The sequence below is a fragment of the Nostoc sp. genome, from assembly GCF_036917935.1.
Lineage (GTDB): Bacteria > Cyanobacteriota > Cyanobacteriia > Cyanobacteriales > Nostocaceae > Nostoc.
The window spans coordinates 20,875-34,831 of sequence record NZ_JBALEL010000053.1; the positions used below are offsets into that span (position 1 = coordinate 20,875).

General features: G+C 43.4%; 8 protein-coding genes. 1 reads left to right on the forward strand and 7 read right to left on the reverse strand.

Annotation, left to right across the window (positions count from 1 at the left end; all coding sequences use genetic code 11):
• Nucleotides 1-81: 81 nt before the first annotated feature.
• The 5 genes from V7K62_RS22860 to V7K62_RS22880 all read right to left on the reverse strand — a co-directional run bounded on the left by V7K62_RS22860 (nt 82) and on the right by V7K62_RS22880 (nt 10,241).
• Nucleotides 82-2,112: an FAD-dependent oxidoreductase gene (locus tag V7K62_RS22860; protein ID WP_334868117.1), complete on the reverse strand. Its 2,031-nt coding sequence runs from the start codon at nt 2,110-2,112 to the stop codon at nt 82-84.
• Between the two features lie 436 nt (nt 2,113-2,548).
• Nucleotides 2,549-6,343 carry a DUF4912 domain-containing protein gene (locus tag V7K62_RS22865; protein WP_334868119.1) on the reverse strand — a complete coding sequence of 1,265 codons (3,795 nt, stop codon included), beginning with the start codon at nt 6,341-6,343 and terminating at the stop codon, nt 2,549-2,551.
• A 1,084-nt stretch (nt 6,344-7,427) separates the two neighbouring features.
• Nucleotides 7,428-8,579 (reverse strand): precorrin-8X methylmutase, encoded by a 1,152-nt coding sequence (locus V7K62_RS22870; protein ID WP_334868121.1) that lies wholly within the window; start codon nt 8,577-8,579, stop codon nt 7,428-7,430.
• 8 nt (nt 8,580-8,587) lie between these two features.
• Nucleotides 8,588-9,136 (reverse strand): hypothetical protein, encoded by a 549-nt coding sequence (locus V7K62_RS22875; RefSeq protein WP_334868123.1) that lies wholly within the window; start codon nt 9,134-9,136, stop codon nt 8,588-8,590.
• Nucleotides 9,123-10,241 carry an AAA family ATPase gene (locus V7K62_RS22880; RefSeq protein ID WP_334868125.1) on the reverse strand — a complete coding sequence of 373 codons (1,119 nt, stop codon included), beginning with the start codon at nt 10,239-10,241 and terminating at the stop codon, nt 9,123-9,125. Before V7K62_RS22880 ends, V7K62_RS22875 begins: the two co-directional genes overlap by 14 nt.
• A 266-nt stretch (nt 10,242-10,507) precedes the next feature.
• Here V7K62_RS22880 and V7K62_RS22885 point away from each other — a divergent pair, with 266 nt between their 5' ends.
• Nucleotides 10,508-12,457: a heavy metal translocating P-type ATPase gene (locus V7K62_RS22885; RefSeq protein ID WP_334868189.1), complete on the forward strand. Its 1,950-nt coding sequence runs from the start codon at nt 10,508-10,510 to the stop codon at nt 12,455-12,457.
• Nucleotides 12,458-12,915: 458 nt separating this feature from the next.
• Here V7K62_RS22885 and V7K62_RS22890 read toward each other — a convergent pair whose 3' ends face one another.
• Nucleotides 12,916-13,140, reverse strand: a complete 225-nt coding sequence (locus V7K62_RS22890) for a hypothetical protein (RefSeq protein ID WP_334868127.1) — start codon at nt 13,138-13,140, stop codon at nt 12,916-12,918.
• 166 nt (nt 13,141-13,306) lie between these two features.
• Nucleotides 13,307-13,885 carry a PadR family transcriptional regulator gene (locus V7K62_RS22895; protein WP_334868129.1) on the reverse strand — a complete coding sequence of 193 codons (579 nt, stop codon included), beginning with the start codon at nt 13,883-13,885 and terminating at the stop codon, nt 13,307-13,309.
• Between the last annotated feature and the right edge of the window lie 72 nt (nt 13,886-13,957).

Here is a 13,957-nt window from a genome sequence, read left to right on the forward strand (position 1 = left end):
TCATTAGTCATTTGTCTGTTGTCATTTGTCCGTTGTCCTTAACCAATGACAAATGACAAATGACTAATGACAAATGACAATCTATTTCCAATTATCCCAGTTTTCGTTAAAAATAGATGTATCTGGGAAGGCAGTAGGGTTGCCGTTTTGTTGCAAAAGCCGTTTGAGTGCTTCTAGTTGTGGCTCTTGTTTGGGTAAGTCATCGACTAGTTGGTAAGGTGCGATCGCATTTTTGAGTGCAAAACTAGCCACAGTTCCCGCAGCTGCGCCAGATGACCATTCAAAGGAGTGTACCCGATAGGCAGCAGCAGCAATATGACTAGTAGCAATGCTTTTGCCTCCTACCAGCAAATTGTCGATTTTTTGGGGAATCATTGCCCTGAGAGCAATTTGGAAGGGATAAGCTTGACCAGCACCACGTCTTTCGCCTGGACGTTCTGTGTTACCTGGGGCTTCTGGGGGACTATTTACCATGCAAGGATGGAAATCTATAGCGTAGTGACCAATACCTACAGCATCAGGGAAGATGGTAGAACGAGTCCGTCGCATTGCTTTGTCTGGTGGAACTTTACCGTCAATTACTGATACTGCTTCCAAACCTGCAACTGCTGCTCTTAACCTGCGATACATGTCTGCTGGCAGAGTCTTGGGGTAATATTCATCATTATAATCTCGGCGAGAAATATCAATTTCCCAGATACCAAAGCCTCCGGGTTGTCCCCAACTGGGGCGGCCAATGATGCGGCGTCCTTCTCGCATATAGGGATATTTCGATAAGCCATGCACTGTCCCCATTGGCGAATTTAGCCCGGAAACAAAGCGGTTATTGGGTTGCTGCTGCTTGACACCCTCCCCTAATTGGGAATCTGTAGTTCCAGCTACCAACCAGTAATAAAAAGATAGGGCATTTTCCTCAGCCCTGCGGAGGCTTTCTGTTCGCAATCCTCCCATCCAACCCCCTGGTTGTAATTGTCTAGTAGCTTGTAATTGTTGGCGAGTGTAAATTAGGTTATCCTGACCAGTACCGGGGCGGTAGTCGTTACCCCAAGTCCAGTTTTGCATCGAGATATCCCCTGGTGTAGCCGCAGTAAAACTTACACCGCCGAATTTTGCTGGTTTTCCTTTGTTTGAACTCCAAATGCGACGATAGGTAAAAACTAAATCAAAGTTAGCCAATCGCGTTAATTCATAGCTGAAATATGGCGCATATTGTGGATAAAATGCTGGCATTGTCTGCGGTTGCGGTTCCTTGGTGGCCTCCATTGCAAAGGTGTAAGTAAAGCCTTGAGGACAATATGGGTCGTTATTGGTGCCAGAAGCAGAAGGTTCTAGGTAAGAACGGGCATCAATGCCTAATCGGTAGGGAACATCTGCAAGAGCGATAATTTCTCCGGTTTCGCTGGCATCTACGACGTACCATTTAGGAGCATCCTCTTTCGCTACCTTGGGGATGAAACGGAGAATAGTTTTGGTAAACTGAGATGAGTTTTCGTACCGATAGGTATCTTCAATGCTTTGAGATAAAGTCAAAGTATTGAGAGGTGGTGCGCCTTTTGGTGGTTGATGTTGGATTGCGATCGCACTATTAATTATTTTGCCATCAGCAGCGATTTCCAAATCCTTAATTACTGTGTTGGGAAACCATTCCAACTTCCCTTTGCCCTGCTTTTCGGCATCTTTAAGCATCTGGGTCAAAATAGTGTGAGCATCGCGGGGAAGAAAACACGATTCACTTACCCAGCAGTCACCGGGGTTAAGCTTACCGTATTTACGCCCAATGCGGTTTCGTAATTCCAGATAGCCGCGAGAATAGAATTTGAGAGTTCGTTGAGTTGGGCGTTCATCTAACGCAGATGTCCCTTGAGCAGAAATTTGTCCTCCCAACCAGTCAGTAATTTCTGTGAGACAAACTGTTCGCCCTGCTAGCAAGCCCTCGTAAGCTGTGGCCACACCAGAAAGTCCACCACCCACAACTAAAATCTCGCAGTTGACAGTTTTGTCTGGGGTTCTCGGTGGTGTGGCGATCGCCTCATCAAATGTGACTAAGCTAGATATTAAATTGAGACCGATCAACGATGTCAAGCTAAAAGCTACTTTGTGTCTATGCTTCATAGTTAAAAAAACCGCTCTAAATCCTGTGTCACCTTGTAGACGTTAGCATTTAGGAAATGTCTAACTCAAGCAATTTTTCTAGAGCAACAGATACCCAATGCTAAGTTTTTGTTAAAACCTTGACAATTTTAAGTAATATATTTTACTTTTAGGAACTGTGTTGAAGCTCATCGACGCATCTCGCCCGAACCTGGAAAACCGCATAACTTCGTTGAGATGCGTCGATGCCTTATGCAGTAAGGTTTTCAGGCTGCAAAATGCAGAGATTTGGAAAAGTTTTTTCCGGTTTTCCAGAGATGCGTCGATTGGGGGGTTCCAAACCCGCTCCTAGTAAGGTTTCTAAAAAGTTAGCGGCAAAATTGGCATAATAAAATCCCCCCTTCCTACACCCCCTAAAAAGGGAGAATAAGGTGAGAGGGGATAACTCAGGGTAATGTTAGCTTTCGGAAGTTTCCTGAGAGAACTTCTTATGGATAGTTCTTGTGGATTCCCCATCAGCAGCTACCGTTATGAGATAGTCCATTAAACCATCTGAAAAGGGAAGACGTAGGTGGAAAGTACCATCGGGTTTGATTTTGATAGTATGACCACCAATGTTTACGCTTGTATTTGGTTGGGTTGCTCCGTGAATAATCAACTCAGCATCAGCCACAAACCAAAAATCTCCGTGGGGATGACTGAAAACCCGAACGTTAGCGGAACGGGCGATGAGTAACCAACGCTCGCCATCAGCAATATAGCCAATTTCAACCATGTAATCGCGATCGCTGACAGGAATAGCCACAAAGCGATCGCGTGCTACCTCTTCAGATTCATACTGCTGTATAAGCTGGGGACTTTGATAACTCAAGTCAATCTCAGTCACATCATAGAGCCGCACTACCAATTGAGAACCGCCCTGTTGATGCAGTGCTTCAGTCTGAGCCTTGGAAATGTACCAAGAGACATAAGCCCATTTGGGAGTGCGGGGTGTGAGGATAATACTGCTCTCTTCTTCACTGATCTCTTCTGGGGTATCTACCAAGTCAATAGCTGTTTCGCTTGTTAACGCTACATTTTCAACGATGGGATCTGTTGTGGGATCTGTTGTCGAATCTGTTGTCGAATCTGTTGTCGAATCTGTTGTGGGATCTGTTGTCGAATCTGTTGTGGGATCTGTTGTGGGATCTGTTGTGGGATCTGTTGTCGAATCTGTTGTGGGATCTGTTGTCGAATCTGGATGCACAGGACTGAAGACACGAACGATCGCAGAACGGGCAATGAATAACCAGCCTAGTTTATCGCCGTAGGTATCGCCATCAGCGACATAGCCAATTTCAGCTATGTAATCGCGATCGCTGATGGGAATTTCCACAAAGCGATCGTGTGCTGTCTCATCACATTCATACTGCTGGACAAACTGAGGATTTTGATAACTCAAGTCTATTCCAGTCACATCATAGAGTCGCACTAGCAATTGAGAGCCGCCCTGTTGTTGCAATGCTGCCTTCTTGGTTTCGGAAATCTCCCAAGAGACATCAGCCCATTGCCAAGTGCGCGGTGTGAGTACAATACTGCTCTCTTCTTCACTGATCTCTTCTTGGGCATCTAGCAAGTCAATATCTGTTTCAGCCGCGATCGCTACATTATCAACTATGGGATCTGGATTCACAGGACTGAAGACACGAACGATCGCAGAACGGGCGATGAATAACCAGTATTCGCCATAAGCGATATAGCCAATTTCAACTATGTAGTCGCGATCGTTGAGGGGAATCTCCACAAAGCGATCGTATGCAGTCTCATCACATTCATACTGCTGTACCAGGTGGGGACTTTGATAACTCAAGTCAATGCCAGTCACATCGTAGAGTCGTACTACCAATTGAGAGCCGCCTTGTTGCCACAGTGCTGCTTTCTTGGCTTCGGAAATCTCCCAAGAGACATGAGCCGATGTATAAGTATGTGCTGTGAGCACAATATTGCTCTCTTCATCTGCATCAACCAAACCAATAGCTGTTTCGGCTGCGATCGTCTCATTGTCAGCCGTAGTATCAGTTTCCCCTTGGGCATCAGCTCCTAAAGTGGTAGCCCAAGCTCCAATTCCTGCACCTGCTGCTAAAGCTGCCGCAGCAGCCGCCAAATCTGTGGAGTCAGTTTCAGCAACACCTTCCCCAACAGTCGGCTCTGCGGGAAATTCTTCCTCTTGCAAAGTGGGTTCGGCTGCGTCTGCTACCACATTCAATGCATCTTGATTCAATGCATCTTCACTCAATGCATCTTCTGACAATTCTGGTAAATCCAGCAGTGAGGATGTTTGTGCTGCTGATGGTTCCATATCAGCTGCTACTTCGTCAGACTCCGCTAAGGGCAATTCATCTACTGAGGCTGTATCTTCAGTTGAGGTGATACTCTCTAGCCAGTTCAACTCTGCCTGAAGTTCCTCATCTACCTCATCTTCACTAATAGCTGTGTCCCAATAACCAAAATCAGATGTTACTTCTGGCACATCTGGTAATTCCGGGAGTGGGGTTGTCACTTCAGATGAAGGCAGTTCTACATCAGATACATCTTCTGGAATATTAGCCAGGTGAGGATATGAAGTATTTACTACAGCCGCAGGAGCTTCTATGTCCCATGCAACCTCATCAGACTCAGGAGTGTTTGTGTCCGTATAATTGTATAGCTCAACTGTCTCATCAATTGCGTCTGTTTCTGTTTCTTTGTTGGTAAAAGCAGACCAGGTAGTCGCCCCGATGCCTGTTGCGATAGCCGCACTACCTAAAGCTGCGGCTCCTAAGTTGTTATTTTCTGATCCATTAGCTACGCCCGATGTTGTACCTTCATAGAGGTTAGAGGTGCCATTACTTGTCTCTTGGACTAAATTTGATGTCCCCTGAGTAGCATTCTGGGTCAGGTCAGATTGTGTTTGAGCGTAGATGTTGAAAGGAGTGCGATCGGGGGTTTCTTGCTCTTGGAAGTGCGGTACTGGCTGCTCCTCAAGCATCGCTCCATTCAGGGAGGAAACTGTGCTGGCATCGAGCAGCGCCGTTTCTCCATTGTCTGTGCTGGGTGGATGAGGATTTGATTCTGGTAAATTGTCTATATTCTCAGTGGGCAATTGACGTTTTTTCAGAATCCACCATAGTACAGATCCAGCTACAGTCAGAAAAAAGACAGGTAGCAGCAACCACAAGGGTGTTTCTTTGTTTACAATTGGACTGTTTTGTGGAGGAGCAGCCACAAAAGGCTGTTCGCCAAATACAGAAGTAGTGGCATCAGGGGAAGGCGTAGCCGCGGGTGTCGTCTGGGCACTGGGGGAAGCCGTAACAGCAGGTTGTAATACACCGGCTGCGATCGCTTCTGCCTCAGCAGTTCTACCTTGTTCTATAGCCTTCTGTCCTGGAGGTGCCAGGGTATAGCCGAGAAAATCAACTGTGGTTAAGCTGGGATTTTTTTTGTAAACGTAAACTAAAGGTTGCGAGAAGGGATATCTAGCATCATCTGGCAAAGCTTGATGTAATTGCAGAACTCGCACACCTTTCAACTTAGACACCTGATTAGCTAACACATAGCTGATACCGTCTTTGCCCAGTTGTTTGATGATTTCTGCGGTATTATCCTCAGTTACTTGGGTAGCATTGGCCCCTGTAGCAAAGTTAGCAGTTTTGAAGGCTGGATAAGTACGAAAAGTATCGCGAGTTTCACTGGTGTTAGGGTGATCGATTAACCGAATCTTAAGAGAAGGCCCTCCCAGTTGTGACCAATTTGTAACTTGTCCCCGGAAAATCCGCGCGAATTGCCTACTAGTCAAGCTTCCTTTGAAAGGATTATCTGCACCAACCACGATCGCAATCTTCTCACGGCGCAAACGAACTTGCTCTAGTCCTTGAGCTTTTTCTGCTGGCGTTAACCCACGCCCCATTGCTACGATGTTGATTTTGCCATTTAGCAAATCTTTCAGTGCCGTATTAGTGCCGTTAGCAGCAACTTCAACCTTTGTGCCAGCAAACTGTTTTTCAAAACTTTCTTTCAGGCTTTGGTTGATTGCACCCAAGCTACTAGAACCGTCAATTCGCACTGTTGATCCATTCTGCACTGTTTGTGGCAGTGGAAAAGAGGTAGCTTCAGGTGTAGATTGTGCCAGCATCGGTGCTGATACCATCAGAGTTGCTGCCATCGGGGTTGTAGCTAAGGCAACCCATAATATCAGCCTGACTATCGAAGTATCTTTTTTTTCTTGTTGCCACATAAGCCCCTTAATTAAAGTAAAAAATAGAAAACCTGCCAGTCCTAAATCGCGATCTTTTTAGGGATTATGGAGGAGACGGGCTAATTATACATCTGACTTATCTTTAGTTCTAATTACTTTGAAGCACTTGTACTGATTTATACTTCGCTGTAGTTTGTATAGCATGATAATTTATACTCTAATTGCCAAAGTCTGTTTACTATAAATTCTTCTAAGTTATATTGCAACTTATAGCAAGTTGGTAGCTTATGGCCACAATTATGAATTATTGAATTACTAAAACTGGTAAAATGTAGCAAATTCAATATTATTTAACAATATTATTTTCAGTAGTGCTGAGTACTGAGTATCATACTGTCTTAACTGAGTCCTAATTAGAGATATGAGTGAAAAAGAATGTAGAGACGGAGCAGTGCTACGTTTCTACAAGGGTTCGGGATAACGCATATTTAGTTTCACTCCTATAGCGATTATCGGTTGAATGAGGTTATAAGAACCCACCCCCAACTCCCTAAGAGCAAGCTCCTCGCTTGCTCTGATGTACCTTATATGATTAGGAAACGCTATTAGGACTTATATCATGTCCGCTTAATAACTTACGATAGTCGTTGCGAGTGCAACGAAGTGTTCGCAATGACAACTAATCAGCCGGACATGATATTACGCATTGACAAGAAATGCCAAGCCAAATATGGATAAGTTTAAAAACCACATCTTTCGTAAGGGCACAGAAAAAGCTCATTGGTGTCAACTTAAGCTGAAACTCCTTTAAAACCTCGTTTCTAGCCTCTGGCTAGAAATGCTGCTCCTGGCGGCTCTGCCGCCAGCAAGAGAGGCGGAGCCTCAAGGACGAGCATTCCCAGTCGGAGACTCTTAACGAGGCACTCTTAACGAGGCAATCTAAAAGCTAGTTCTAGACTTGCTTTCACGTTAAGTTGACACCAATGAGCATTGCTGTGCCCCTACAGCATGGTCTATTGACGATCGCAGGATAATTAAGAAAAGCCTGAAACAACCTCAAGATCGTTAATTCAGATCACGATGCATTTGTACAATGCGTAAGTCCTAGCTATATCTCTATTGTTCAGCACTCAGCGGAATCTACTACATCTTTGAGATAACAATGACAATCTGGTTTATCAATCAGTGACTCCACCAAGGCATTTAAGGCAGTTGCAGCTAAAGCGCCACCTCCCAAAGTCCCTTCAACTGTAATATAAGGTATCCCTTGTTGCATCAGTTGTCGCTTGGCGGCGGGAGCATGGCTAAAGCCAATGGGCATTCCAATTACTAATGCTGGCTGAATTTTTTGGTTAGCGTTGGCGTAGCCCGTCGTAGACATCGCTTCACAAGCTTCCAGAAGTACTGAGGGAGCATAACCAACTACCAGCACACAACCATTACTTACTTGCAGCAATTTTTCTCGCCATTCTCGATGCTGCCAAAAGGCCAGTTCTGCCTCTGTAGCGGTGGTAATATGGGGATTATCAATCAAGGTTTCAATCTGACATCCCAAGTGAAGTAATCGGGTTTGATCCAAAGCAGCAGCAACCGTTTGGGTATCGACAACAATTTGACAGCTTGAAGATAGGGCTTCTCGACTAGCGGCGATCGCATCTCGACTCAATTTGATAAAGGACACCAAGCTGACATCGCCAGAAGCCAAAACCATCTGAGAGATTAAGTGTTGTTCAATTTCCGAACGCTGAGATAAATCAGGTAATAAACGTTGTAGCGATTCGGTAAAAGCTTCCGAATGCGTATGGATTTCGGCATCCAAGCCACTCCAGAGATTTTCTAATCCCCCTAATCCAGCTTTAGTTTCGACATCGAGTAACTTGAGTTGTGCCAAGACTTCCGCTTGGATAATTTGACAATGGCGATCGCGCCCCAATAATCCTTCTAATGCTGATGCAGTTTGCCGCAGTTGGGAAATTTGTTGCATCACCGCTCGATATTGCTGCTGAAGTTGTCCCATCAGGTTAAAAGTTGTGTCGGCTTCTGGTTCCACCTCCAAAATATTGCGAATATGGTTTAGCTGAAACCCTTGCTGCTTGAGTGCTACAATCCGTTGCAAGCGAAGAACATCTTTTTGGTTGTAGAGACGGTAATTGCTAGGCGAGCGCACTGGTTGCGGTAATAGTCCCAATTGATGATAATGCCGTACCATCCGCGGAGTTAGATTGCCGCCTACTGCATCGGTAAGTTCTTTAATAGTTAAGCAACTAGCGTTCATAAGTTATTTCATAACGGTAAAAGTCTTTGTAACTCTTCACAAGCCGCCTGGAGAGATGGCGGCGCATTTTCTTCTAAACCTTGATAACACTGATTTACCAAATTTTCTACAGATGGCTTGCAAGCTGACTCATTGTTTGATTTTGAATATTCTGTTTCTTCATCAACAGTTTCACCTTGTAAATAATGTATCCAAGTTTCAATATTTCTTTTTGGCACGAAGATTGCTATTTTCTCATCGGGCTTACGAAGTTCCTGTGAGTTTTCTATCAGTGCATTATCTAATTCTTTCAGTGTTGCCTTTACTGTTTCATTATCTGCATCAATCAACACTACTAGCATTCCTGAACGATAGTTTTTTCTCCGGTATGCTTTAACCTCTGCTGCATAATGGTTTCTCACAAACTGCTCTCCTGCACCTTTACCTTTTGGAGAAGTCCTAATTGTGAGGTTTTTTGGATGTATATTAAAGCCTCGCCTTTTTAAAAAATGAGATGCAAAAACTTGCTGTTGCAAATCCTCACACAAAATTACTATCTGTACTCTATTCTGGGTCATACAGCCAGCCCCGTGCAATCAGTTCTGAGATTGGTAATCCCGAATTTTGAGTTTCTTGATTACTAATTGGTTTTACTCGTACAGGTGCATTACTTTGACGCTCAAACCAATAACCTATCGGAGAAGCTAGAAGATAATTAATTAATACAGGATGATGGGAGATTAGTAAAGCTTGTATTTTTCCGTCAATACAGAAATCATAAAGTTGAATTAGCCAAGGTTGAATTTCCGGCAGAGCTAAAAAATTCTCTGGCTCATCAATGCAAAGTGTATAATCTTCAGATTCAGTGCAATAGAGAATGGTGTATAGAGCAATCACCACTTTTTGACCATCGGATAATTCACCAAATCGATAATCAATAATTTTTGTCCTATCTTCATTTATTGAGAAACGTAATTTTAAAGTTCGATATTCTTCACTAAATTGTTCAAATTTAAAACTTACAAAACCATCCAATACATCTTTTAGAATATTTATCAGTTCAGCAATTTTACCCTGATCCTGGGAAATGTAGCGATACCAAGAAACAAAGTTCTCCATTCTATAAGTCAATTGTATTTCTTCATGTTCGCTACCATCGACCATCATACTAGGAACTATTTGGACAATAATAAACCTTTCTAGACGTTTTTTGAACCAAGTCAACTTTGTATTATCATCTCTTGGCATTATTAGGGGAATTATAGACTGCGACCAATCAAAATTATATCTTGAACCAGCTAAATAATTATCATAAAAAATTTGAACTTCACCCATGTTAAACTGTAATAAAGGTTTGTTATTAAACCACAAACGCTCATAAGAAACATTGCTTTTTCCTTGATGGTGTTCAATGGCAAGTTCATATTTGTAACTACCACCATTTCCAGCAATTTCTAGCTCAAAACGCTGAACTGGCGAAGTCTGCCAGCGAGTGCAGTCAGCAGATTTAAAAATTCCTTCTACTTTAGCGTCACCACTTACAAAAGTTTGAATTTTCCGCAAAACCTCAAAAACAGTTGATTTACCTGTCCCGTTACCACCAAGAAACAGGTTAATCGAGTCAAAATTCATCTCAAAATTTACCAAGCCACGAAAGTTATCAATATATATTCGCTTTAACATAGATTTTTCCTCCTACTGCAATTTTAAAGTTAACAGTTAAATCGTCTCATTTATCCACATCCCACTTTTGAAAAACGCTTCAAAAACCCAGATAAATATTTAACTTTGCGTACCTCTGCGCTTCCCTCAGCGCCTCTACCCTGCGGGAAGGCGTTCGCGTAGCGTCTCGCAGAGAAGCGCCTATGCGTTTCAAAATCATTATAAACCTTGACATTAACATTAATGTCAAGGTTTATCGTGAGAGAGTTCCAGTTAATTCACCTCTCATGCTCTACCCCCAACGTTTCACCCAATTCACCAGAGAACACGCAGATACCGTAGCAGCCCTTTTGTGTGGCTTACTGCTATTTCTCGGATGGTTCGCCTTACATCTCGGCGCTTTCGGATTGGCGTTCTTGCTGCTACCTGCTGCTTACGTGATTGGTGGTTACGAAAGTGCGCGAGAAGGATTAACTACCCTCTTCAAAGAAAAAGAACTCGATGTAGATTTGCTGATGATTGTGGCGGCGATTGGTGCTGCTAGCCTCGGCTTATGGCGAAGAGAATATCATTTAATTATTGATGGGGCAATTTTGATTCTCATTTTTGCCATCAGTGGCGCATTAGAAGGCTATGCAATGGCGCGAACTGAGCGGAGTATCCGCAGTTTGATGAGCCTGACACCAGATACAGCAAGGGTTTTACATCAGGGAAGGGAAGAGGAAGTTTCCATCACTCAGCTAAAAGTGGGTGATGAGATTGTCGTCAAACCCGGAGAGCTAATTCCTACTGATGGGATAATTTTATCTGGTTACAGCACCCTCAATCAAGCTGCGATTACAGGCGAGTCTTTACCTGTAGAGAAAACAGTGGGCGCAGAAGTATTTGCCGGTACACTCAACGGCTATGGTGCATTGCAGATTAAAGTACACAAACCAGCCCAAAGCAGTTTAATTCAGCGGGTGATTCGCTTAGTAGAACAAGCGCAGACTGAAGCACCACCTTCGCAAGAGTTTATCGATCGCTTTGAACGAGGATATGCCAAAGTTATTGTAGTAGCCGGGTTATTACTGGCAATTTTGCCGCCATTTCTTTGGGGTTGGGATTGGGAAACGACGATTTATCGCGCCCTTACTTTCCTGGTGGTAGCTTCTCCCTGTGCGCTGATGGCGGCAATTATGCCCACCCTGCTTTCGGGAATCGCCAATGGTGCAAGACAGGGGATTTTGTTTAAAAATGGGGCGCAGTTGGAGAAGATTGGCAAAGTCCGAGCGATCGCATTTGATAAAACTGGTACTCTCACAACAGGACAGTTGCAGGTATTCCAAGTAATTCCAACTAGTGAATACACTCAAATTGATGTATTAAAAACTGCTGCTAGTGTGGAATCCTCTTCCGAACATCCCATTGGTAAGGCAATTGTACAGGCGGCTGGTAATTTGAATTGGGTTGGTGCAATCGAAGTGCAAGCCATACCGGGACAAGGAATTGTCGGAATTGCCCAAGAACAACAGATAATTGTCGGAAATGCCGTTTTTGTGCAAGAGTATCTGGCAAATTTACCTGAAGAATTGCGAGAAATGGCTCAATCTTTAGAGGAAGAAGGTAAAACCGTTGTTTGGGTAGCGAAGAACCCCACCCCCAACCCCTCCCCGCAAGCGAGGAGGGGAGCCGGATTTGAGGTGATGGGTGTAATTGCGATCGCAGATGAAGTAAGATCCCAAGCAGCCGCAACCATTACCCGCTTAAAGAAACTGGGAATTGAGCAAATTGTCATGTTAACTGGGGATAACGCAGAAACTGCTCACAGTGTCGCCAAATCAGTCGGAATTGATCGGGTGTATGCTCAACTTCTACCAGAAGATAAGCTGGATATGATCCGTCATCTACAGCAACAATATCAAACTGTGGCAATGGTGGGCGATGGTATCAATGATGCACCAGCTTTAGCCCAAGCATCTGTGGGTATAGCGATGGGAATATCTGGGAGTGATGTGGCATTGGAAACCGCAGACATAGTACTGATGGCAGACAGGTTAGAAAAAATTGCCGTGGCGATGCATTTGGGTAGGCGATCGCAACTCATAGTAAAACAAAATATAGTCGTAGCATTGGGTTTCATTATGTTGCTTTTAGTGGGCAACTTTCTAGGAAATATTAACCTACCCATCGGCGTCATTGGCCATGAAGGTTCCACAGTGTTAGTAACCCTCAGTGGTCTGAGGTTGCTGAAATAAAAAAATTGCAGAAGTAATACTTTGTCAAGCTAATATTGGTTGGAATGAGGTTTTTGTTAGAGAGCGGCAACAGCAGCAAATCTGCGATTACTTCACTTCGTTCGTAATGACAAGTATTCATCTGAACTTGATATTATTCGTAGATGTCTTAAAAAAACACTAGCTTATATGTATCACCAATTTTACCAATAGGAGCAGAAGCTGAAATATTTGTGTATTCATCTTGATAGGTTAGATTAGCAATACACTCAAGCTGTACTTTGTCAGCAAGCTTCTTTAAAAATCTCTCTCTATCTGACTCTGAGAGTTCAACTTCACGTATTGTTACTTGGAAGTCTTTATCCTTAGAGGATGTTTGAAAAGTGGTTGACTGTGATTTTAGGCACTTCTAGATCCCCCCTAACCCCCCTTAAAAAAGGGGGGAACCGCAGTCAAAGTCCCCCTTCTTTAAGGGGGATTTAGGGGGATCTCAAAGTATTTGCTACCAAAAAGAGGACTTGTTCATTCATCCTCTTAAAGCCAATAAATGGAATTAAGAGCATTTTCTTGAATACATCGCCTCCGCCTAAATTATTAAACTCTTCAAATGCATTGTCAGAGAAATATATTAGTTTTAATATGTCTTCTTCAGTTCCACTTTTGATAGTTGCAGTCAACTCTTGGATGAAGATATCGAGATTCATCTTGCTTTTACCTCAGAATTAGCTTGAATCATAACAGGTGGAAAAGAGTAATTACAACCAATAGAAAAAAGTAATTTTTCTAAAAATTAAACTACCAGTGTAAAAAGCTGGTGGTTTTTGTTTCAATCTAGCAACTTTACTCAACTAAAATAGAACTTGCTTCCCATCAATGTAAACTTGACAGATTAGTAGTAGAGCAGGGTAATGGTTTTTGGTCACTGATAAGTGCGATCGCACTCTTCAACCAATCAATATAAGTCTCTTCTCTTCGGATCACCAACTCCAGTACCAACCTTTGCATCACCTGCTTGCGGTTAGCAGATTCATCACCGAGTGATGGCAAATCGATGGTTTCACATTCAGCCAGCTTTTTGCTTCGAGCCGCCAATTGTTGCTCCAGTAGGTGAATGATGGTTTCATTTGATAACTGATCTGCAAAATGCAACTGTAAGAGCAAAGGTTCTCGTACAGTCGGCAAGGGCTGATGAATCCCCAGCCATCGGGCGAATTCGGTTTTCCCTGTCTCTGTTACACTGTAGACTTTGCGGTTGGGGCGATCGTGCTGAATCTCAATGGTACAGGTAATCCAGCCTTGCTCAACTAGCTTATCGAGAGTTCTGTAAATTTGTGCCTGGTCTGCTGGCCACAAATGGGCAATGCATTGATCAAAGCAGCTCGTTTTGAGGTCGTAGCCCGTCATTTCTTGCTGCTGAAGAAGACCTAAAATTACATTTGCTAGCGACATGAAGACGGTTTTCCCATAATTGATCTTTTCTCGCTTGGTTCTACACTATGTACTTTTTACAAGTTTATGCTA